A 22786-nucleotide genomic window follows, 5' to 3' on the forward strand; every position below is an offset into this window, starting at 1 on the left:
AATTAATGGATTTTTAGTAATTAAAGAAATTGCGTCAATGGTAGACAGGTCGTCATGGCGAGGTACGAAGCAATCTTAATGCGATCGCTATCTGCGTTTATTAATAACATGATGCTACAATTAAAATGTCTTTCACTCTTTGTATTTAAAACGATTTTATTTTGTCCTTGTCGGACGGGCTTATTTTCTTTTGACAGCAAAAGAAACAAAACTGCCGGCTCGCAATTATTCATATAGTTTATATGTTTTTAATGGTATTCATGAGGGCTGCGCCGTTTTTCTGTTAAAGTCAGTAGTTAGGCTAGGTTAGTGCCATCCCGAAAAATTGACCATGCCGGTCTAAGAGCAGAACGAAGAAACAGTGGTTTGGCCTTGCTGGCTTTTACAGCGATCGTTATCTGCGCATTGCTATTCTCCTCCTCCGGAGGTTGCCTGAAAGGTGGGGTGGTAAATTCGCTTGAACTGAAATGATGAATTCTTCGTTTTCTTAATACATGAATGTTTCAAATCAGAAACTTGCGAAGTCCTGCTACGCTCTGCCCTTTGAGACTTCGCAAGTTAGACTTACGAAGCTTAGAGGGAATTTGCGCATAGGGGAAACTTCGTCAGTCTTAATGATTTTTTTTGTTTTAAACTCTATTACATCTAACCGCTTTTGAAGTTATATTGTTCAAACTATTCAATCCGTTACAGACTTTTTACTGCATTTTTTTAGGATGATTACTACCTTGTGTGCTTTTAAATAATAATAGCCGCATGAAAAAAATATGCTTAACTCTGCTCTTCTTGCAACTTATAATTATTGCTGCCTTTGGTCAAAGCAAACCCGCTTTTTGGGATGATGTGCAAACCATTAAAAAATATGATCAATTATTTAAGCCACCGGTTAATCCGGTTTTGTTTGTGGGCAGTTCTTCCATTCGGAAGTGGGACGATTTAACACAGGTTTTTGCGAAATACAATGCACTAAATCGGGGTATCGGCGGTGCAGTAACCAACGATATTACTTTTTATTTGAAAGACATTGTTTTCCCATATCAGCCCCGCCAAATTGTAATTTATGTTGGAGAGAATGATCTGCCTAATGCGCAAACCACTCCAGATTCTGTGTTAAACAGAACGGTTAATCTTTACCAATCGATCAGGGCAAAGCTTCCAAATACACCAATTGTTTACATTTCAATTAAGCCTAGCCCAAGCAGAGATGCATTTAAAGAAAAAGCAATCGCTTCGAATGCTTTGATCAAAACCTTTCTTTCTAAAGAGGCTAACACTAAATTTATCGATGTGTATAGCTTGATGCTCACCAAAGGTGGAAAACTTCGCCCTGAACTTTTTGTTGAAGATATGCTTCACATGAACGTGGCTGGCTATGCCATCTGGAGGAAGGCTGTAGAACCGCACTTATTGAAGAAATAACCACAGGTTGTTTTGGTGGTGTTTTATCAAATTACAGAACGCATTTTAGTTAACAGATTCGTCACATCTACATCATTTTGTATTTCGTACATTTGAGGTTTCATCTCAAAATGTTGCGCTTATATGTTGATAAAATTTTACCTTTCTGTTCTTTCATTCCTTTTACTCAGTTCTTCTATTTTTGCGCAAAATAAATTTACACTAAGTGGTACCATTCGCGATGCGGGTTCTGGCGAAACACTCATCGGTGCAACCGTTAAACTTACTGGTCCGGTAAGTGCTGGCACCTTAACCAATGGATATGGTTATTTTGCTTTGACGCAAGTTCAGGGAACTTATACTGTTACCATCAGTTACACAGGCTATGTTCCTGTAACCAGAAATATCGATTTAAACAAGGATATTAAGCTGAATGAAGAACTGAAAACAGCTAATGACCTTGCCGAAGTAACGGTAAGTGCCAATAACCGCAAAAACGAAAACGTTAAAAGTGCGCAAATGGGTTTAGAAAGGATCGATATGGAATCCTTAAATTCTATCCCTGTTTTATTGGGCGAGAAAGATGTTTTAAAAACCATTCAATTGCTGCCGGGGGTAAAATCGGGCGGTGAAGGAAATACAGGCTTTTATGTTCGTGGCGGCGCGGCCGATCAAAATTTGATTATTCTGGATGAAGCGGTGGTTTATAATTCATCACATCTGTTAGGTTTCTTTTCCACTTTTAATGCAGATGCCATAAAGGATGTAAGTCTTTATAAGGGTGGAATGCCAGCGCAATATGGTGGCCGCTTATCATCTGTATTAGATGTTAAAATGGATGATGGAAATAATAAGGAATTTAAGTTTCAGGGTGGAATTGGTTTAATTGCCTCCCGGTTTAAAGCTGAAGGACCAATTGTAAAAGATAAAGGATCATTTATGGTGAGTTTCAGGAGAACTTATATCGATCTGTTTTTACGGGCCTCTCCCGATTCTTCCATCAACGGAAGTACCTTAAATTTTTATGATATAAATGCCAAGGCGAACTACAAAATTAACGATAAAAATACCATTTACCTTTCTGGCTACTTTGGCAAGGATAATATCGGGATCAAAGATCTTTTCGAAAATAACTGGGGTAATGTTACCACTACCGTCCGCCTGAATCATATTTTTAACGATCGGTTGTTTTCCAATACTTCCCTAATTTACAATAATTACAACTACACGGTACAATTGCTAAATGATGTAACCAACTTTAAGGCGACCTCTTTGGTTCGGGATTTCAATTTTAAAGAAGATTTTCAATATTTCAGCAATAAGCATACGCTGAGGTTTGGGGTAAATGCCACGCATCACCGTATTTCGCCGATTGATATCACTACCAGTCAGGCATCTCAGGTAAATCCACTTACGCAAGAAAAAAGGTATGGCTTGGAAAGCGCAGCTTATGTGTCAGATGAATGGGCGGCGAATGAAAAGCTGAACTTTTTATATGGTGTTCGGTTGGCTGCTTTTTCACTTTTGGGCCCGGGTAACTTTAGCGAATACGATGCTAGCGGCAACATTGTCAGCACTGAAACCGTAAGCAGCGGGAAGTTTCATAAAAACTATTTCAATCTGGAACCTCGCTTTTCTGTTAGTTATTTATTTAATGAGCAAAACTCCGTAAAAGCGTCTTATAATAGGAACACGCAAAACATCCATATTTTAACCAATGCCACATCAAGTTCACCTACCGATCAATATGTGTTAAGCAGTAATAACATCAAGCCAGAAATTGCAGATCAGGTAGCGGTGGGTTATTTCAAAAACCTCGATGAAAATAAATTTGAACTCTCCGGAGAGGTTTACTACAAATGGTTGCAAAATCAAATTGATTATAAGAATGCAGCGCAATTGCTTGCCAATTCCAATGTAGAATCAGAATTACTTTACGGCATCGGGCGGGCTTATGGTTTAGAATTATTTTTCAAAAAGAAATTTGGAAAACTGAACGGTTGGGTAGGTTATACTTTATCTAAAACCGAACGCAAATTTGCACAGTTAAATAATGGAAACTATTTTCCGGCAAGGCAGGATCGTACACACGATTTATCTGTTGTGGGTATTTATAACCTCAACAAAAGGTGGACATTCTCCTCCAGCTTTATTTACAGTACAGGAAATGCGGTGACTTTTCCGGCAGGGAAATATGTGGTAGGCGGCCAAACCATTTATTATTATACGGAAAGAAATGCAGGCAGAATGCCATATAACATGCGTTTGGATTTAAGTGCAACGCTGGAAGGAAAGCGGAGGGGAAGATTTCAGTCGAGCTGGAACTTTGGTATTTACAATGCCCTGGCCAGGAAGAACCCTTATTCCATAGAGTTTATAAACGATCCAACAAACCCTGGTAAAACAGCTGCGGAGCAAACCTCCCTTTTTGGCATTATTCCATCTGTTACCTGGAATTTTAAATTTTAAACCATGAAAAGACTTTTTATATATCTGTTGATTGCCACTGCCGGGCTTACGTCTTGTACTAAAATTATCGAAATCGACACTAAAAATGCCGAACCTCAGGTTGTGATTGAAGGGAAAATTGTAGACCGTTTGGTTGAACAACAAATTTTGATCACTAAAACGGTTGGCTATGATGAGGTAGGGATTTATCCGAAAATAACCGGAGCCACGGTTAAGGTAACAGACAGCAGGGGAAATAATTATGCTTTTACGGAGAAATCACCTGGTATCTACGTGAACAGAATGAGAGGAGTTTATGGTGTAACCTATACCATGGATGTTACTGCTGAAGGTAAAAACTATCAGGCCAGTTCTAAAATGCCCAATCCGGTTAAGTTGGATTCGATTGGTGTAGTTAGTAATTCTTTTTTTGGAGAGGAGCGTAAAACGGCTGCTGCTTTTTTTGTTGATCCTGCTAACCAAACTAATGCTTATCATTTCAACCTGTATGTAAATGGAGTTTTTGCTGATCGGATCTTCGTTGAAAATGATCGGTTAACCAATGGGAATAATCTTCGTGTCCAACTGTTTTACGAAGCCAATGATAACGATGATGGTTTAAAAAGCGGAGATACTTTCAGTATTGAAATGGAAGGAATTGATTCGAACATTTTTAATTATTGGTTTGCGCTAAGTCAGCAGGATGGAAGAGGACCAAATCAAGGCACAACGCCTTCAAATCCTACCTCTAACATTTCTAATGGTGCATTAGGCTATTTTAGCGCGAATACTTTCCAAAGGATGAATGCTACGGTAAAATAGTACTGATTTTAAAATATTAAAACTCCTGAAAAGGTTCCTTGTTTTTAAAGTATGAAAGTATTTATAAGTGGTAATATTGCACAGGTTGGCGTAAAGCAACTGGAAGATCATGGTATTGAAATCTCCCGGTGGGAAGAAGACAGACAAATTTCTGCTGATGAATTAATTGAGGCTTGTCAGGATCAGGATGCTTTAGTGAGTGTTGGCCCTAACAAAATTAATGCTAAATTTTTAAATGCCTGCAAACATTTAAAAGTTATTGCACTTCACTCTGTAGGCTTTGATCAGGTTGATATGGAGGAGGCCAAAAAGTTGAATATTCCTGTTGGCAATACGCCAGGTGTGCTAAGTGGCGCGACTGCTGATACCGCATTTTTATTGATGCTGGCGGTTTCGAGAAAAGCTTTTTACCTGCATAAAAAAATCATTAATGGCGACTGGCACAATTATGAACCTACGCCAGAACTCGGTATCGAATTAAATGGTAAAACCTTAGGCGTTTTCGGTTTAGGGAAAATTGGTTTAGAGATGGCAAAGAAATGTGCCGGAGCTTTCCAGATGACTGTTATTTACCACAACAGATCCCGTAATGAGGATGCAGAGAAAGAGATTGATGCCAAATATGTTTCTTTTGATGAACTGTTGGCGCAGAGCGATGTCATTTCTGTACATACTGCACTGACTGATGAAACCAAAGATAAGTTCTCGATGGAGGCTTTTAAAAAGATGAAGCCGAAGTCGATTTTTGTAAATACAGCAAGAGGCGGAATCCATAATGAAAAAGACCTGATTCAGGCTTTAGAAGAAAAAATGATCTGGGGTGCTGGTTTGGATGTTACTAATCCGGAACCGATGAAGAAAGATAATCCTTTACTAAATATGGATAGCGTTGCTGTTTTGCCTCACATTGGCTCTGCCACAGAAGAAACCAGAGATGCAATGGCTAATCTTATCGCTGAGAATATCATCGCCGGATTGGATGGTGAGAAATTGCCACATCCTATTTGGTAAGGGCGATCGGGTGGTTTTCCCGCAGATTTAAGGTGATAAAAAGCGTAGACTTAAATGGATCTGAGCCATATAGAATGCAATTAAGCGCTCTAGATCTGCGTAATCTGCAAAATTAGCGGGAAATATTTTACTCTTTATAGTAGATAAACAAAAAAGGCTCAAATGCGTATGCATTCGAGCCTTCTATCATAAAGCTATTGATTTTATTTAACGGTATAACGTAACACTGATCTACCTAAGTTTCCATTGGCATCAATCCCTTCTATGATCACTTTATATTGGCCTTTTCCATCTGCGTTATAGAATTCGAAAGATGAATTTCCAGTCGCGTCAGTAATTACTTTCGGGTTCCAGTAAATAGTGGTACGCAAATCATTTCTATTCATATTAGCCGGAACATCATATTTAGGCGAATAAAATTGTTTCTCTTTGTTGTATCCTTGCGGAGAGAAAGTTACTTCGTAATTTTTAGGAATCATATCCAGCAATTGCGCTTTAGAAATTTTAGTTCCTTTTGGCGCTTTCTTCTGGTTGAAAACGATAACACCATTTACGTTATTCGCACGGTTTACCAATCCCAGCTCATCTCTTAAAAATACCTCAATCGATTCGATATTATTTGGATTTAAGGTGTTAATCTGGTTTACATCAACGCTCATTCCATTAATAAAAATCCCCATCGGAATGCGTTTTCCAGCATTAAAATCTCTGGTTACGTAAAAATTATTATCCTGATAAGTAACACCTGCCAGCATGCCTTGTAAACAGTTGATCAACAAAGCACAACCTTGTAAACGATCTCCGGTAACTTCATGATCGGCCATTTGGCTCAAACCCGTTAAGGCCGGGTAATCCTTATGACTCACTTTCGGAATTACTGCCCCCTTAATTACAACATCTTTCAAGGTATGCAGGTAAGAATATTGTTTTTTGCTATTATCTAAATAGGTAGTAAGGGCACTATCAATATTCAAAACCTCTTCTGCTGCACTGAAATTTCGGGTTAAACTTGGTACCGGAGAACCGTTTAAACTAATGGCCATAGCCCTGTAATTCGGATTGTATTTTGCGGTGATGGTCACTTTTGAAGAATCATTTAAAACTAAATTCTGGAATTTAAAGTTTCCTACTGGATCAGTAGTGCCTTCCAGGTTGAAACGCTTATCAGGGATGGTTAACAACAACTGGCCTTTCCTAACCGGAATCCCGTTACTCATCCTCAATATCCCTGAAACCTCAATTCCCTGCTCTGGCAAAAAGCTGATTTTTGGCAGGCTGCCAGCAAGAATATTGCTGTAATTAAAGGTGCGATAACCTTGCGTAAGCAGCAAATTATCCAGGTCTGTATTCTTCTTTGTGTCTGGAGCGTTAAAGTAATAATTGGCTTTTTCCACGTAACCTTTAAGATCACTACTTAAAAGTAAACCAGTTAAAATGGTGCTGGCGGCATCTTCATTCGCCGGAACTTTGGTTTCATCAACCACAGTTACAGAGAAATTTCCTTCTACTGGCACACCGTCTTTTTTAGCAGCAACATTTACTTTTACTTTTTTCTTAACCCCATAAGATGGAGCCGCAGTGGTTAGGGCTACTGCCATGTTATCTTTATGTTGAATAAAAGCCAGTCGCTCACTCAATGGTTTTCCTGCATCGGTAAACAAGGTAAATTGTGCAATGCCAGATGGGAATTTTGATTTTAAAATCGTTGAGCTGTATTCTTTATTGGATAAAGCGGTTTGCGCACCGTAACAAATTACACCTTTACTTTGCGCCACCAGGTAAAACTTCTTTCCTTTATTCTCTTCGAAAAAACCATCATTAGAAAGGATTTTTACCTGAATATTTTCTGCATCAGTATTATCAACGGTTACTTTAATGCCCTTTTCACTTACCGCAGGCAGGTTATAAGTTTCCGTTGTTCCATCAACGTAAGTCACATTGGCTTTGTAAGTTTTTCCAGTTTCGGGAAGTAAATCAAAGCTTCCCATCCCTACATGCTGGGCATTAAATGTAGCCACTTGTTTGCCATCGCTATCGGTAACGGTTCCTTTCGAGTTGATTCCCAATCCATCACTCCTAATTGCTTTAATGGCAACTTTGTTTGTTAAACCTGCAATGAAGTTTCCTCCTTCCGGGAAGAATTGAAAATCTTTACTCAGAATCGCATTAGCCAAGGTGAAGCTATTGTTTGCTACATCTTTATCAGTCGTATTGATGCTGGTAATCAATTCGCCTTTCTTCAATTGATATTCTGCTTTCTGGTTGGCACTCATGGCAATGGTTAGATAACCATTTGCATCAGTTGTACCTCTTCCTTTTGCAATAACGGTATAGCTGGTAACCACCTGCCAGCTCACATTTCGATTGGCATAAGGTTTATTATTAGGGTCTTTGAACTGTACGCGTGCATCAATTTTTTCCTGCTTATCGTTAGATGTATCTTTATAAGTGATGTGTGTTTTTACTTCTTTGTCAATAGCCTCGCCAACAAAAAAAGTCTTATTAAAAAACGCCGGACTATCAAAATTCAGCATCCACATGGTGTAAGCCCTAACATGGTAATTTCCTTGTTTGTAGTTTACCTGGTCTAACGGGAAGTTTCCATTCGCCACGCCACCAGTGATGGGTAATTTAATGGTTTGAATAAGCGAATCTTTCTGATTAATCACATCAACATAAACGATCTTACTGATTCCTGAAAGCAGATTCTGATTTTCGGTTACATAAGCTTTAAACCAAACCGTATCGGCAATGGCATAATATGGTTTATCAAAATGGAGGTAAATTTTCTCCGATGGATAATCATTAAGTGCTTTACTGGTTTTACTAATGAGGGTATTGATACTAACGGTATCGGTTTGTGCCGATGAAGAGAAGTTTATAGTGAGGAGAACGGAGAGTATTAAAAGGGATAGTCTAAAAATTTTCATGAATTGGAAATTAAATACTTAGGTTGTAAATATATCCAATTAAAAATAGAGCGCCTAAATTGTCATCATGTTTAACACTTTTTTACATAAAATACTGTTGCGCTGGGGAAGAATAGTTGTCAACTTTATAACCAGATGGCTATTAAAGTCGACAACTCTGAATTGACGTTAAATAACTTATTTTATTTCGATTAAAAATTCATCTTTAGGGGTACGGACTTTTTTAAGATTTACCATCCAATCGCCATTTTCATCTCTATGGCCGAGCGGCAATAAGGTTACGCTTTTTAGGCCTTTTTTGTCTAAACCTAAAAGTTCATCCAGCGCAGCATTATTAAAGCCTTCCATCGGTGTAGCATCTACCTTCAATACAGCAGCTTCAGCAATGGCAATTCCAAAAGCAAGGTAAGCTTGTTTGGCCGCATGGTGGAAGTTTTCTTCATCAGATTTAGATAATAAAGTCGCTTTCAACTGATTTTTATAAGCATCAGTTGTATCTAATGGCAAACCACGTTCAGTATTCATTCTATCAAATACCTTATCTATGCCTTCTTCTGTATACTTTTCTTGCGCAGCAAACACCAATAGATGAGAAGAATCTATTATTTGTGATTGGTTGTAAGCAATGGGTGCGATCTTCTCTTTCAATTCCTGGTTGGTAATCAAAATAACTCTGAATGGTTGCAAACCTGATGATGTTGGAGCCAGGTGCGCAGCCGCTATAATTTTATCAACCTGCTCTTGTTCTACCGGTTGACCATTCATTTTTTTAACGGCGTAGCGCCAGTTTAGTGCGTCTATTGTGCTCATAGTTTTTTGAATTTTGTAAACAAAGATCTAAATTAATTTAGCTGTAATTATTGATTTATGTTAAGAAATAGTCAATTCTGCCATAAGCAGACAGATTATTTTGTTTCTGCTGTTTTTGTAATGAATTTTAAATCACTTCTAACCGGGAAGTGATCTGATAGCTTAGCCTTTTCTATTTTATAATTCAGCACTTCCAAATCTTTCGAAGTAGCAATGTAATCGATCTGGAAATTTGGAAATTTACCATTATAGGTCGTTCCAAAACCCGAACCTTTTTTGATAAAAGCATTATTCAGCTTTTCGGTAATCTGCGTCACCACGTAGGAAGCGGGCGTATCGTTAAAATCGCCGGCAATCAGGTATGGTATTTTGCAATTGTCCATTTCCTTCTTCATTTCATCTACCTGACTGCTTCGCTTTAAAAATGCACTTTTTAGCATTCTTAAGATGCGTTTAGATGGTTGAATCTGTGTATTCATTTCCTTCACCTTATCCAGGTAATCATAATCCTGCTTCTCAAAAGAAATAGATTGGAAATGCACGTTATAAACACGTAAGGTTTGCCCTTTAATGTCTAAATCGGTATATATACTCATGTTTCCGGCATAACCTTCTGCAAAAGAAATTTTGCCTGAATGCTTGATTGGAAACTTGGAAAAAATAGCTAAGCCAATGGCTTCATAATCATTTTTATTGGTAGGTACGAAGTAGAAGTGCTTTGTTTTTAGAATCGTTTTCAGGCTATCGATGATATCGAAGTTTCCCTTATAACGCGTGTAAAATTCCTGGAAACAGATGATATCAGGACTCTGTTCATTTATTACCTGAAGCATTTTCTCTTTTACCGATTCATCATTTTCGCCGCCATATAACTTAAAATTATGAACGTTATAGGTCATCATTCTGATGCTGTTTTCAGTCTTCGCCACGGGCCCCTGATCGCCCATGATAGAAAAAGTTGCCCTTAATGTTTTGTAGCCATAGGCGATGACCAATACACTCACCAACGCAAAAATCCATTTTTTACTAATGCACCACCAGGCGATGAAAATGATATGAAGGAATAAAAAATAAGGATAAGCTAAACCAAAAAAAGCAATGATGGGATGTTGCCTCGGATCCATATTGCCTGCAACTGTTCCCAATATCAATGCTATTGCCAATATAATTGCAATTGGTAATAAAAGTTTATCCAGTAAATTATACTTTTTATTTGCCATTAATCTTTGCTTGCTTTGAACAACTTTTCTTTCTCAGTTGCAGTGAGTTTATCATAACCTGAAGATGAAATCTTATCTAAAATTTCATCAATTTCTTTTTGCGAAACATCTTTAAAAGCAGGTTTTTTTATGGGCGGTTTTTCATTTTTAACGACGCGAAGTTTTGGCTTCCGCTCAAATAATTTACTCCAGTCGCGGCCGCTTTGCAAACTTTTTATAAATGCAAAGCCTAAAAGTGCCCCACCAATATGTGCCAGGTTACCACCGGCATTGGCAGATGATAATCCAATAAATGAAATCAGGAAATAAGCGATTGCCACCCACTTTATCTTCACTTCACCAATAAGCATTAACATAATGGTATAGTTTGGAACAAGTGTAGCCGTAGCTACTATAATGGCCATTACCGCCGCTGAAGAACCAATAACAGTTTGCCCAACCAAACCACCAGCGTAAGCAGGGAAGATGTTTAAACCTGCAATGTAAATTAATGCACCAGCCATGCCCCCCGCCAGGTAAACAAAATGAAATTGTTTGCCTTTTAAGAAATTCATAAAAATATTTCCAAACCAGAATAGCCCAAGCATATTGAACAAGAGGTGAAGAAAGCCATCATGAAAAAACATGTAGGTAAGTACCGTATAGAAACGGGTTGGCAGTGCAGAAAATGCTGCAGGCACACCAAAATAATCCCTGATCCATTCCCCAATAATAAAATCACTTTTGCCGAGAAACAAAAATACAGAGATGATCGCTGTGGCCAGGAATAAAATGGCATTAATACCAATGTAAAAAAACAGAGGATTGCCAGATTGAAAGATCTTAAACTTTAAATCTTTAAAAGTATTATTCATAATAATTGTAAAAATTTGTGTTTTTATCCTTCCATATTTTAATGAGAATGAAGCCAATTAAAGCCCCGCCCAAGTGTGCATAGTGCGCAATAGAATCTCCTTCAAACTGACCGATGCCTAAAAATAATTCTACTAAAATATAAAAAGGTATAATGTACTTCGCCTTTACAGGTACTGGAATAAACATGATCATCAGCTCTGCATTTGGATAAAGCATTCCAAACGCAACCAATAACCCAAAAATAGCACCAGATGCGCCAACCATCGGGGTGGTGTAAATCTCAATCAACTTGTTTAATTGCTCATTATTTAAGCCCTTGACATTTGATTGAACCATGTTTGAAGCAAAATCTACAGTAACTGCACCAGGATTTACCACTGCGCCTGTTAACTGATAAGTTTCAAATGCCTGCACACCCAATTGTAATGCCAATGCGCCAAGCCCGGTGATTAAATAAAATGTTAAAAATTTCTTGGCACCCCAACGGCTTTCTAATAATGTACCGAAAGAATAAAGTGCAAACATGTTGAAGAAAATGTGTGCCCAGCCACCATGCATAAACATATAGGTAAGCGGCTGCCATGGTTTCGCTAATGGCGAATCGAAATAAAAAGCACCAAGGGAAAAGCCTAATCTGATTCCTTTTGTTTCAAAATATAGTGTGGCAAGAAAAAATAAAATATTAATAATCAGCAGATTTTTTACTACTGGTGGGATATATATGTTGTTCATTTATTAGTTTATCTTCTATCGTTATTGTCGTTTTTCGTTGGTCGTCTATCGCGTATCGTTGTTTGTTTACCGTTATGGCTATCAAGCTAATCTTTCGGCTTTTAGCTTTGACCTTATAACTTACAACCTATAACTTTCAACTCATAACTTTAGTCTATTGTTTTTCGTCCTTCGTTTACCGTCATGGCTATCAAGCTTTGGTCTTTTAGCTTTAGTCTTTAGGCTTTCCGCTTCTCCTACTTCTCAAACTTCTTATCCAATTCTCCAAGGGTAATGGTTTGGATCACGGGTTTTCCGCTCACGCTAAAGTTAGGCGTTTTGCAGGCAAATAGTTCATCAATCAGGGTATTCATTTCTTCCTGCGCTAAAGCGGTGCCAGCTTTAATTGCACTATTTTTAGCTAAACTCCGGGCCAGGCGATCACGCTTACTTAACTTCAATTCTTGCTGAGTGTTTTTAAAACCTTCAATTAATTGCTCAAAGAGTTGCGTTTCGTTAATATTGCTGCTTCCTAAGTCTACAGGAACACCTTCTACCACCAACGTATTTTTACCGAATTCCCGTACGTCGAAGCCTAAACTTTTTATATCATCCAATAAACTTTTGGCCAGTTCAAAATCGTTGGCATTTAAAGTAATGGTTTGTGGAAACAAGCTTTGTTGCGAAGCACCTTTCCGATCATCGAGATGTACGAGGAAACGTTCGTAAAGGATTCGTTCGTGTGCCATTTGCTGGTCGATTACCATTAAGCCAGATTTGATCTGCGAAACAATGTAGCGATTGTGCAATTGCATATATTGCTTTTTCGGCGTTTCCAGTTCATTGGTGTCTTCTGCGTAAATCGACGTTTGCTCGATCACCGGCTGATCGGTAATTTCATACAATGATCCCCAGTTTTTAGCGCTCGGTTTTGCATCGTAGTTTCTTGGCGAGGAAGCGTAACCGGAAACAGAACTGCTATCACTGGCAAAGGGGTTAAAATCCGGATTAAAGTTAATGCTCGGCGGAACGATATCTTCTACCGCTTTATGCGTAATCATGTTACTGAAACCAGTTTCCTGATCAAAATCTAAAGTAGGGGCAATGTTGTATCTTCCTATCGAACGCTTAACGGCCGATTTCAAAATTGCATAAATGGATTTTTCATCCAGGTATTTAATCTCTGTTTTGGTAGGATGAACGTTCACATCAATTTTCGACGGATCGATCTCAATAAACAAGACATAAAGCGGATAGCTATCGTCAGGTAAAAGATCTTCAAAAGCAGAGCTTACGGCATGATTTAAATAAGGATCTTTAATGAAACGATTGTTTACAAAAAAGAACTGTTCACCACGGGTTTTCTTCGCGAAAGCAGGTTTGCCAATATAGCCTTTAAGGTTAATGATAGTCGTTTCTTCTTCTACAGGCACCAAACGTTCGTTATAGTTGTTGCCAAAAATATGGACGATCCGCTGTTTCAAATTTCCCTTCGGAAGATTGAAGATTTCTGTTCCATCGTGGTATAAACTGAAAAATACACCAGGATGTGCCAGTGCCACCCGTTGAAATTCATCGATGATATGACGCATTTCAACTGGATTGCTTTTCAGAAAATTTCTCCTGGCAGGGGTATTGAAAAATAAGTTTTTGATGGAGATTTGAGTTCCGGCAGTTGTTGCAACAGGTTCTTGTGCAATTACCTGTGCACCTTCTATGGAAATGCAAGTGCCGATTTCATCTTCATGCCGGCGGGTTTTCATTTCCACCTGGGCAATTGCCGCAATAGAAGCCATGGCTTCACCACGGAAACCCATGGTGCGGATGGCAAATAAATCTTCGGCTTTTTTTACTTTGGATGTAGCATGTCGCTCAAAACACATGCGCGCATCAGTAACGCTCATTCCACAGCCATTATCAACAATCTGAATTAATGCTTTTCCGGCATCTTTAACAACCAGTTGTATTTTGTCTGCGCCGGCATCAATAGAGTTTTCGAGCAGTTCTTTTACTGCCGAAGCTGGCCGTTGAACAACTTCTCCGGCAGCAATTTGATTGGCAACAGCATCAGGCAATAAGTGGATAATATCAGTCATGTATTATGGCAAAGTGAATGTGCTAAATTATAGAAAATAAGCTTAAGGAAAGGGATTTGTTTAAAACTCAACATGTAAATGACTGTTGTTCATCCCTTAAATAAATTGTCGTAGAAATGACGTAAAGAAGTCTTGAGTGAAAAATAATTTATAGACTTACATTTGTTCAAACGCTTTAAGAAAATATGAAATTATCAGAAAGAATCAAAGAACTTCGAAATCAGCATGCTTTTAGTCAAGAGGAAATGGCCAGGAGGGCAGGCTTAAGTTTAAGAACGATCCAACGAATTGAGTTGAATGAAACACAGCCTAGAGGAGATACTTTAATCAGGATAGCTGAAGTATTTGGTTTAAAACCTGACGACCTTTTGAAAGTTAGCGAAGATGTGAAGAGCAACTTTATGTCGTTACTAAATTTGTCTGCCTTAACTTTTCTTATCTTTCCATTATTAGGATTTTTAACTCCACTATTGATTTGGCTTCTTAAAAAAGACAAATCTAACACAGAAGAAGTGGCCGGTAGAAAACTTTTGAACTTTCAAATTACCTGGAGTGTAATGACTTGTTCTGTTTACCTATCAGGTATTTTTGGGAGAATACTACATATTGGTAGATTAGGGCGGCCAGAGAGCTTTCTGGTGAGTTTGTTTGCACTGTATGTTTTAAATTTGATCTTTATTTTATTCAATGTAGGGTTATCAATTAAAAATAATAAAGTTTTTTATCAACCGGCGGTTCCTTTTTTAAGGTAAACGATGAAATATTCTTTCGTTTTATTATTCATTTTGTAAAACTCAATTTACAATCCCAAATGGTTACAAATTTCTATCTTTATCGATATGAAATCCATTTTTTACGCGCTTCTTTTTGCCACATTTTTTTCTTCCTGTAGTCAGAAAGAGCAGGCGGATATAATCGTTTACAATGCCAAGGTTTACACAGTTAATGATCAATTTGATACTGTTGAAGCTTTTGCTGTAAAGAATGGAAAAATTCTCGATTTAGGCTCAATTCAGGATATTCAGGCCAGATACACTTCAAAAAATGAAGTAGATGCAGATGGTAAAACCATTTATCCAGGTTTTATAGATGCGCATGCCCATTTTTTCGGCTACGGACAAAGTTTGCAGGCAGCAGATTTACGTGACACAAAATCATGGAAGGAAATTCTACAAAGACTCACCGAGTTCGCCAAAACACATCCTGATGGCTGGTTGATCGGCAATGGCTGGGATCAGAACGATTGGGAAAATAAAGCTTTCCCAACCAATGAAGAATTGTCTAAATTGTTCCCCAACCGACCTGTTTTCCTGAATAGAGTTGATGGCCATGCTGCTATTGTTAATCAAAAAGCATTTAATGAGGCTGGCATCACCCAAGAACAAAAATTAACGGGTGGCGATATGCTCACCGAAAAAGGAAAACTTACTGGCGTATTAATTGATAACGCCGTGGCTTTGGTAGAAAGTAAAATCCCGGTGCCAGATGCCAGTCTTGCTGAAAAGATTCTAACCGATGCACAAACGAACTGTTTCGCAGCAGGATTAACTACCATTGATGATTGCGGTTTGCCATACCAGACGGTAGATTTAATGGAGAAGCTTCAGCAGAAAAATAAGTTGAAAATGCGTTTGTATGTCATGCTGGCTGATGCGCCTCAAAATTACGATTACCTTTTTAAACGTGGCGCGATTAAAACAGATCGATTAAATGTTCGTGCATTCAAAGTTTATGCTGATGGCGCTTTAGGCTCCAGGGGAGCATGTTTACTTCATGCTTATACCGATATGCCTGCTAAAACAGGATTTCTATTGAGCGATCAAAAGCATTTCGAAGAAGTTGCCGAGAAAATTGCGGCCAAAGGGTTCCAGATGTGTACCCATGCTATCGGCGACTCCGCTAACCGTGTAATACTGAAAATTTATAATAAAATTTTAAAAGGAAAGAATGATAAACGCTGGCGAATTGAACATGCACAAATTGTAAATCAAAATGATTTTAACTTATTTGGCAGCGCCAGTATCGTGCCATCTGTACAGCCAACACATGCCACTTCCGATATGTATTGGGCCAAACAACGTTTAGGCGCAACCAGAATAAAAGGTGCTTATGCTTACCAGCAATTGCTGAAACAAAATGGATGGATTCCATTGGGAACAGATTTTCCGGTAGAAAACATTAATCCATTATTAACGTTCTATGCTGCGACGGTGAGAGAAGATGCGAAAGGTTTTCCGAAAGGAGGTTTTCAGATCGAGAATGCCTTAACGCCTGAAGAAGCATTGAGAGGAATGACAATCTGGGCAGCGAAAGCCAACTTCGAGGAGCAGGAAAAAGGAAGTCTGGAAAAGGGAAAATTTGCTGATTTCGTGATCCTCGACCAGGATATTTTGAAATCTTCACCACAAAACATATTAAAAACCAAAGTATTAAAAACCTACCTGAACGGGGAGAAAGTATATGAAGCGAAATAGATTAGTGATTCTGGCTGCGGCAAGTTTTTTGAATATTCTGTGCCTAATGGCTTGTGCACAAGAGCATACCAGTAATGAAAGGAAACTCTCTATTGCCAATACCATTTCCAAAACGATTGTGGTGTTAAATAATCAGGATACGATTATTCCATTAAAATCGCTGGAAAAAAAGACCATTGCCTCAGTAAGTTTAAGTTTTGCCTATAGTATGGTTTTTGATAGCCTCGCCAATAAATATGATAAGATTACTTCTTTTTCTGCTGATGGTTATCGCGATAGTTTGAATCTTAACGACCTGGAAGATGATTTGAAATATTACAATACCATTTTGGTTTCCATCGATGATCAGAACATTAATAAACCAAGGTATCTCAATTTCATTAACAGTATCAGCAAAACCAAAAAAGTGATTTTGGCTTTTTTCGGGAACGGAACAGGGTTGAAGGCTTTTGATTCATTAAAGTCTCCAATTGTTTATACAGCACAAAACAACGCAGATGCTGCGGCACTGGTTCCGCAATATATTTTCGGTGGTATAGCGGCTGAGAATAAACTCACCACTGCTTTTTCTCCGCGTTACACGATGGGCTCAGGTTTTGTAACGCCAAAAACCCGCTTGAAGTACACTGTGCCAGAAGATGCTGGGTTAAATTCGAATGGTTTAACCGAAATAGATGCCATTGCTGCAGAGGCCATCAGTCAGAAAGCTACTCCAGGTTTGGTGGTTTTGGTGGCTAAAGATGGAAAAGTAATTTTCAACAAAGCATACGGAACACACACTTACGATACAAATGTGCCTGATCGTGTTACTGATATTTTTGATCTGGCATCTGTAACGAAAATCGCTGCTACCACACCTGCTGTGATGCGTTTGGTTGAAGAAGGAAAGTTAAAATTAGATACTACTATTGGTACTTACATTGCCAAAGCCAGAACTTCGCCAATGAATAATATTCCGGTGAGGGAGGTGATGTTGCATCAGGCTGGTTTTATTCCTTACATTCCTTTCCATGATTATGTTAAAACCGGCGATTACAGCAGAGATTCTTCTGCTGCATATCCCACTAAAGTGGCTGATAACTACTATATTAAAAAAGGATTCTTCAAAGATTTTATGTGGCCTAAAATGCTTAATTCGCCTATCAGAACCCGTGGAAAATATGTGTATAGCGACATTAGCATGTATGTGATGAAGGATATTGTAGAACACATCAGTGAAGAACCACTTAACCAATATACCTACGAAAATTTTTATAAACCACTCGGGATGCAAACCGCTGGCTTTTTGCCGAGAAACAGGTTTAACAAAGAGCAGATTATTCCGACGGAGCAGGATACCTATTTCAGAAAGACATTATTAGTTGGTTATGTTCATGATCAGGGTGCTGCATTGGCTGGAGGAATATCCGGACATGCTGGCTTATTTGCCAGTGCGAACGATCTTGCCATCCTTTACCAAATGATGTTGAATCGGGGTACTTATGGCGGAACGGAATATTTCAAACCACAAACGGTAGATACGTTCACGGCAAAACAATCAAATGTGAGTCGCCGGGGCTTAGGTTTTGATCGCTGGGATCCTGATACTACGAAACACTATCCTTCAAACTTAGCCTCTCCACAAACTTATGGCCATACAGGCTACACAGGTACTTGTGTTTGGGTAGATCCTTCCCGTGGTTTGGTCTACATCTTCTTATCAAACCGGGTAAACCCAACGGTAACGGATAAATTATCAAATCTTAAAATTAGGGGTAGAATCCAGGATGTGGTGAATAAGGCGATTGATGATGCTAAAAAGTAAAAAGTTAATTTCAAATCGTAATTATAAATGGATGTATTATAATTTTTATTAAGATTTGCAATGTTTAGCTTGTCGAAACACCGTTAAGGATATTTTTTACAAGTCCTTTGATGAGAAAAAATCTCTATCCGCCTAACGGCACCTTTCCCTAGAATGGAAAGGGTGCAAGAAAAACATTTTTCGTACTTTGCTATTGCCACCCTGCTCGCTTAGATAATTTTCCCGCAGATTAAGAAGATTTCCGCAGAAGCGAGCGGTAAAAATCTGCGGTAATCATTTAGATCTGCGGGACCAACCTTTGCATTATACTGGAGGACGAATCTACTAGCAAAATCTTCATCTGCTGCAATGACGTTTTTTTTAGGTGCTGAGGCAAGTTCAGGATGACGATTGTTTTAACCCACCATTTATGCAAATGTGAAAAAAGGTTCGGTGCTGAACCAAGGTGGTGGGTAGAAACGCAGGGATCCTTCGCTGCGCTCTGGTTGACAATCCATCAATACTTTATTAGCAAGCTTGTGTTAGAAAGTTAAACTTAATTGATATATGGTTGTATTTAATTCTTCTGTATCGCGGTCTTCGCAAAGCAAAAACTCCATTTTATTTTTGGCTTGTTTAAATAAAGTTATGCCTTCAAACTTATGCTGACCAGGGATTTTATAACTAAAATTGAGTTTTAAACTTTTTGCATCGATGCTTCCGATAAAGCTGCCCAGAATCTCGCCATCGTTATAGGTTGATTTTGTATCTTCTGCAGTGGAGATAAAAAAAATATCATTTCCTACCAACGTTGCATCGGTAAATGACGATTCTACATGATTGATGTTAGGCAATTGCAATGTGCTAAACTTGATATCGACAGCATCGGTTAAATCTTTTCCTGATAAGATAAAAATACCATTTTTTGTTTCATCTCCGTTTCCACGATTAAAAAGTAGCCAGTTTGTTCCTTTGAAAACAGCACCTTCAATATTGAAATTATCAGTATTGATGCCAGAAACAAGCCTCATCTTTTCGTAAGTTTCACTTAAACTTTCCTGGCTAACCATTCTTTTGGTTAAGTCGTATCTAATTAAAAAGTTTCTTGCAGCAGTAGAGCCAGAACCTAAAATGTAAAGGTGGTTATCAATGCGGCAGAGCACTTCAAAATCAGGCTTTAAATGTTTCGGGATGTTTTCATTTTCAGTAACCGTTTGATCGAATAATATTTGGATCTTCTCCAATTCATACGTGTCTACATTGTATTTATTCAAAAAGCCACTATTGTCACCAACGATGTAAAGCTGCTCATCAGCGGAGAATATCCCGGAAGCAGAACCGATTCCTTTTATTTGCCTGAAAATTTCTAAATGTGTTGAATACATGATTTAAGATAACAAAAAAGCGCCGACTTGAGTTTAACAAACTCAAGATGGATTTATTAATCCAATAATTATAGAAATGACGGACATTATAAATGAGAAAATGGGGAGTATTGAAGTTATAAAAGCACAAATAAATGATACTTTCATTAAGTTAATTATTGTCTTCCTATTTTTTAAAAATTGTGGTACAGAATAAGCTATAAAGGGAATTATTACTATATAAAATCCACTTTTTATAAGTTCTTTTTCAACAAAAAAAACAGATAATAAAATGAAAATATTTGTTATAATTAACCAGTTTTTATAAACTTTTGCATCGCTTACTTTTGTAAGAGCAATTAATCCAAAGAAGCTATGTAAAGTGAAAATTGAAAGCATGTAGAATATATCATCAATTCCTTTGCCATCATTATAAAAATAGTGTTTATATGTAAACCAAGTACTCATTATCAAGCAAATTCCATTAATTATGTATAGGGGTTTGCTGAATTGTTCTATTCGCATTTCAATATGTGATTCCATTTTGCTTATTTTAATCAATTAATTGCAGGGACCATTACTAGCAGGATTATTGCTTACAGAGGTTGGGCCAGAAGAAACTCTGTTATCTCCTTGTGAATGGGCATTTCTCATGCTATGTCCCAATCCTCCGGGTGTCATTGCTGTTGTAACTCCACCTGCACCAGCAACTCCAACTGTTGTGAATGCATTAGGTAAAGATATTCCGCCAGAAGAGCATATCCCGACAACAAAAGCTGTGCAATTCATTTCCAATAAATCATAATGCGAAGGAGGATTTTCTACACCTGCTAAAATTTTCTTGAAATCTGTTGTATTGCTTCCCATGTCAAATATCATTCTGATCGTGTAGTCTGTTTGATCAGAGTTATTAACCATTTTTGATGCACTACTAAATGGGTTAGTTGTTGGATAAAAACCTACAGTTTGTGTTACCTTAAATCCGTTGCTTCCCTGTTTGATAAGTGTTATTGCTGTATGTCCAACACCATTTACAAATCCGTAATTAAGTGAAGTTCCCGGGACTGGTTCTAAAACTTGAACAATAACTTTATAGGTAGCTCCAGCATCAGGGATATTATCGAAGCATTTTGTATACTTCTTTGGATCTATTGCCTCATGATCTTGTCCAGGTATATATGGGTCTGATGGAATTGTATTTGAACCCTCACTTCCTCCTCCACCGCCTTGCGTACCAGTACCACCAGTTCCGGTATAACCACCTCCGCCAATATCATTTCCAACACCACCTCCCTCACATACCATATAGGTCTCTGTATCACCCTGCGTTAAAGAACAGATAACAGGGATGTCTGGATGGTTGTTTATAGATACACACTGCCATCCATATTCCGTAACTGTAGCGATATTGCATCCGCCATTGGCATTAAATAACATGAGTTTTTCGCCATATTTACCACTTTGTTTTGCGATTTTCATTGCTTTGGCATTGCTAAGATCCATTAAGTTAGCGTTTAATGAATTCAATTTAGATAGAATTTTTTCAATTTTACCATTCTGTATCTGATATCCATTTTCAAAACTTCCATCTAAATTGTAATATCTGATGGTCCCGTTAAACCCCTTGAAATCTTGATAATGAACGTTGATTAAATTTCCATCAGTAGCAACAGAAACCATATATGCACCGCTAACATCTGGGGTCTTATGGGTATTAAAAAGAATGAGCTTTATTTCAGTATTGGCTCTAAGTTTTTCTTTTGCTTTATCATCTATAATTCCAGCAGTGAAAATAATAGAGTTTGGCTTCTCGAAATTAATTTCAGTTACATTTAAACCTTTTATAAAAGATGTGTAAGCACTATTGAAATCGGGTTTAAGCCTGGCAAAGGTTTTGCTGCTTGAATTAAAGCTAGAGGAATGCTGACTATACCAGTTTTTTAATAAATTAATCTGTTCATCATGTTGCTTGTTATCAATATCTTTTCTGCATCCGATGGCGATTGTTATGAAAGAAAGAAGTAATAGAAATAAATTTTTAGGGATGGAATTATTGCTAAGTTTAGATTTTTGTCGCATATAATTTGTTTTAGTTAACCAAACTTACATCGATAAAACCGTCCAACTTTTGATAAAAGTCAAAAAATTATTTTTGCTTTCTAATTCTGCTTAAGGTTTCTTGGGAGATTCCTAAATAAGAAGCAATATGCCCTAATGAAACACGTTGGAAAAGCTGAGGATTTCGCTCCATTAACTTTTGATAGCGCTCCTTTGCATTGAGCATGCGTAATTCATTGGTCTGGATCTCATTACGCATGTGATAGAATTCTGTTAGTTTCCTGCCAGAAAAGTTGAATTCCATATGCTTTAAATAAATTTCTTCGAGCTTTTCTCTTTTAACAGCAATGAAGTTACAGTCTTCCAGTGTTTCCAGATATTCAAAACTTGGTTTACCTGTATAAAAACTGTAAATTGAAATGAGGAGCTCATTTTCAAATAAAAACCAGGTATTAGTTTCTTTTCCTTCTCTATCAAGATAATAAATCCTGGCAGCACCTTTTACAATGAAATAGATGGTGTTACTAAGCTCGCCAACGCTTAATAATTTTACTTTCTTCTTAACGTGCATTAAGTCACTGTTATCTACGATGGCTACTTTTATTTCTTCACTTAATGGATAGATGGCATTAAAAAGATTGAACAAATTTCGATAATCTTCTTTAAAAGATAGTTCAGACATAAATATTGGTTTAGCCGGAATGTAATTTTATAATAGAGATGAAATCAAATATAATCTTTATTAAAACAACAAAAAAGCACCGACTTAGCCGATGCTTTCTATACTATTTAACTTTAGACTTTTA

General features: G+C 37.7%; 17 protein-coding genes. 7 read left to right on the forward strand and 10 right to left on the reverse strand.

Annotated elements, in window-relative coordinates; genetic code table 11:
* Positions 1-756 precede the first annotated feature (756 nt).
* The 4 genes from ACN1CD_RS07955 to ACN1CD_RS07970 all read left to right on the forward strand — a co-directional run bounded on the left by ACN1CD_RS07955 (position 757) and on the right by ACN1CD_RS07970 (position 5679).
* Positions 757-1419 (forward strand): GDSL-type esterase/lipase family protein, encoded by a 663-nt coding sequence (locus ACN1CD_RS07955; RefSeq protein WP_419129878.1) that lies wholly within the window; start codon positions 757-759, stop codon positions 1417-1419.
* Positions 1420-1542: 123 nt separating this feature from the next.
* Positions 1543-3867, forward strand: a complete 2325-nt coding sequence (locus ACN1CD_RS07960) for a TonB-dependent receptor (protein ID WP_419129879.1) — start codon at positions 1543-1545, stop codon at positions 3865-3867.
* 3 nt (positions 3868-3870) lie between these two features.
* Positions 3871-4668 carry a DUF4249 domain-containing protein gene (locus ACN1CD_RS07965; protein WP_419129880.1) on the forward strand — a complete coding sequence of 266 codons (798 nt, stop codon included), beginning with the start codon at positions 3871-3873 and terminating at the stop codon, positions 4666-4668.
* Positions 4669-4719: 51 nt separating this feature from the next.
* Entirely contained in the window at positions 4720-5679 is a 960-nt protein-coding gene (locus ACN1CD_RS07970) for a 2-hydroxyacid dehydrogenase (RefSeq protein ID WP_419129881.1), read from the forward strand.
* Positions 5680-5882: 203 nt separating this feature from the next.
* Here the strand turns inward: ACN1CD_RS07970 and ACN1CD_RS07975 are convergent, their stop codons facing one another.
* From ACN1CD_RS07975 to mutL, 6 genes are all read right to left on the reverse strand, one after another.
* Positions 5883-8609, reverse strand: coding sequence for a carboxypeptidase regulatory-like domain-containing protein (locus ACN1CD_RS07975; protein WP_419129882.1), 2727 nt, complete (start codon positions 8607-8609; stop codon positions 5883-5885).
* A gap of 177 nt (positions 8610-8786) precedes the next feature.
* Positions 8787-9419, reverse strand: a complete 633-nt coding sequence (locus tag ACN1CD_RS07980; protein WP_419129883.1) for an NAD(P)H-dependent oxidoreductase — start codon at positions 9417-9419, stop codon at positions 8787-8789.
* 95 nt (positions 9420-9514) lie between these two features.
* Entirely contained in the window at positions 9515-10639 is a 1125-nt protein-coding gene (locus ACN1CD_RS07985; RefSeq protein WP_419129884.1) for an endonuclease/exonuclease/phosphatase family protein, read from the reverse strand.
* Positions 10639-11493 (reverse strand): rhomboid family intramembrane serine protease, encoded by an 855-nt coding sequence (locus ACN1CD_RS07990; protein WP_419129885.1) that lies wholly within the window; start codon positions 11491-11493, stop codon positions 10639-10641. The genes ACN1CD_RS07985 and ACN1CD_RS07990 overlap by 1 nt, the downstream gene beginning before the upstream one ends.
* A complete protein-coding gene (locus ACN1CD_RS07995; protein WP_419129886.1) occupies positions 11486-12226 on the reverse strand; it encodes a rhomboid family intramembrane serine protease in 741 nt (246 codons plus the stop codon). The genes ACN1CD_RS07990 and ACN1CD_RS07995 overlap by 8 nt, the downstream gene beginning before the upstream one ends.
* A 236-nt stretch (positions 12227-12462) precedes the next feature.
* On the reverse strand, positions 12463-14301 hold the full coding sequence (mutL, locus tag ACN1CD_RS08000; protein WP_419129887.1) for a DNA mismatch repair endonuclease MutL: 1839 nt from the start codon (positions 14299-14301) through the stop codon (positions 12463-12465).
* Between the two features lie 185 nt (positions 14302-14486).
* On the opposite strand from mutL, the gene ACN1CD_RS08005 reads away from it, so the two are divergent.
* From ACN1CD_RS08005 to ACN1CD_RS08015, 3 genes are all read left to right on the forward strand, one after another.
* A complete protein-coding gene (locus ACN1CD_RS08005; protein ID WP_419129888.1) occupies positions 14487-15053 on the forward strand; it encodes a DUF4870 domain-containing protein in 567 nt (188 codons plus the stop codon).
* Between the two features lie 87 nt (positions 15054-15140).
* The gene (locus tag ACN1CD_RS08010; RefSeq protein ID WP_419129889.1) at positions 15141-16775 is read left to right on the forward strand and encodes an amidohydrolase; all 1635 of its coding nucleotides are present in this window, start codon (positions 15141-15143) and stop codon (positions 16773-16775) included.
* Positions 16762-18579 carry a serine hydrolase domain-containing protein gene (locus tag ACN1CD_RS08015; protein ID WP_419129890.1) on the forward strand — a complete coding sequence of 606 codons (1818 nt, stop codon included), beginning with the start codon at positions 16762-16764 and terminating at the stop codon, positions 18577-18579. The genes ACN1CD_RS08010 and ACN1CD_RS08015 overlap by 14 nt, the downstream gene beginning before the upstream one ends.
* A 521-nt stretch (positions 18580-19100) precedes the next feature.
* On the opposite strand, the gene ACN1CD_RS08020 is transcribed toward ACN1CD_RS08015, so the two are convergent.
* The 4 genes from ACN1CD_RS08020 to ACN1CD_RS08035 form a co-directional block, all read right to left on the reverse strand.
* The gene (locus tag ACN1CD_RS08020; RefSeq protein ID WP_419129891.1) at positions 19101-19943 is read right to left on the reverse strand and encodes a DUF6929 family protein; all 843 of its coding nucleotides are present in this window, start codon (positions 19941-19943) and stop codon (positions 19101-19103) included.
* 42 nt (positions 19944-19985) lie between these two features.
* Positions 19986-20465 (reverse strand): hypothetical protein, encoded by a 480-nt coding sequence (locus ACN1CD_RS08025; RefSeq protein ID WP_419129892.1) that lies wholly within the window; start codon positions 20463-20465, stop codon positions 19986-19988.
* An 18-nt stretch (positions 20466-20483) separates the two neighbouring features.
* On the reverse strand, positions 20484-22001 hold the full coding sequence (locus ACN1CD_RS08030) for a hypothetical protein (protein ID WP_419129893.1): 1518 nt from the start codon (positions 21999-22001) through the stop codon (positions 20484-20486).
* A 67-nt stretch (positions 22002-22068) separates the two neighbouring features.
* On the reverse strand, positions 22069-22662 hold the full coding sequence (locus ACN1CD_RS08035) for a Crp/Fnr family transcriptional regulator (protein ID WP_419129894.1): 594 nt from the start codon (positions 22660-22662) through the stop codon (positions 22069-22071).
* Positions 22663-22786: the final 124 nt, after the last annotated feature.

The sequence above is a fragment of the Pedobacter sp. N23S346 genome, from assembly GCF_048515415.1.
GTDB lineage: Bacteria > Bacteroidota > Bacteroidia > Sphingobacteriales > Sphingobacteriaceae > Pedobacter.

Bases quoted from the DNA above. Each gene is read 5' to 3' on its own strand.
- ACN1CD_RS07960 (WP_419129879.1), top strand. From the start codon at position 1,543: ATGTTGATAAAATTTTACCTTTCTGTTCTTTCATTCCTTTTACTCAGT.
- ACN1CD_RS08005 (WP_419129888.1), top strand. From the start codon at position 14,487: ATGAAATTATCAGAAAGAATCAAAGAACTTCGAAATCAGCATGCTTTT.
- mutL (WP_419129887.1), bottom strand. From the start codon at position 14,301: ATGACTGATATTATCCACTTATTGCCTGATGCTGTTGCCAATCAAATT.
- ACN1CD_RS07975 (WP_419129882.1), bottom strand. From the start codon at position 8,609: ATGAAAATTTTTAGACTATCCCTTTTAATACTCTCCGTTCTCCTCACT.
- ACN1CD_RS08030 (WP_419129893.1), bottom strand. From the start codon at position 22,001: ATGCGACAAAAATCTAAACTTAGCAATAATTCCATCCCTAAAAATTTA.
- ACN1CD_RS07955 (WP_419129878.1), top strand. From the start codon at position 757: ATGAAAAAAATATGCTTAACTCTGCTCTTCTTGCAACTTATAATTATT.
- ACN1CD_RS08010 (WP_419129889.1), top strand. From the start codon at position 15,141: ATGAAATCCATTTTTTACGCGCTTCTTTTTGCCACATTTTTTTCTTCC.
- ACN1CD_RS07980 (WP_419129883.1), bottom strand. From the start codon at position 9,419: ATGAGCACAATAGACGCACTAAACTGGCGCTACGCCGTTAAAAAAATG.
- ACN1CD_RS07990 (WP_419129885.1), bottom strand. From the start codon at position 11,493: ATGAATAATACTTTTAAAGATTTAAAGTTTAAGATCTTTCAATCTGGC.
- ACN1CD_RS08035 (WP_419129894.1), bottom strand. From the start codon at position 22,662: ATGTCTGAACTATCTTTTAAAGAAGATTATCGAAATTTGTTCAATCTT.
- ACN1CD_RS07970 (WP_419129881.1), top strand. From the start codon at position 4,720: ATGAAAGTATTTATAAGTGGTAATATTGCACAGGTTGGCGTAAAGCAA.
- ACN1CD_RS07995 (WP_419129886.1), bottom strand. From the start codon at position 12,226: ATGAACAACATATATATCCCACCAGTAGTAAAAAATCTGCTGATTATT.
- ACN1CD_RS07985 (WP_419129884.1), bottom strand. From the start codon at position 10,639: ATGGCAAATAAAAAGTATAATTTACTGGATAAACTTTTATTACCAATT.
- ACN1CD_RS07965 (WP_419129880.1), top strand. From the start codon at position 3,871: ATGAAAAGACTTTTTATATATCTGTTGATTGCCACTGCCGGGCTTACG.
- ACN1CD_RS08025 (WP_419129892.1), bottom strand. From the start codon at position 20,465: ATGGAATCACATATTGAAATGCGAATAGAACAATTCAGCAAACCCCTA.
- ACN1CD_RS08015 (WP_419129890.1), top strand. From the start codon at position 16,762: ATGAAGCGAAATAGATTAGTGATTCTGGCTGCGGCAAGTTTTTTGAAT.
- ACN1CD_RS08020 (WP_419129891.1), bottom strand. From the start codon at position 19,943: ATGTATTCAACACATTTAGAAATTTTCAGGCAAATAAAAGGAATCGGT.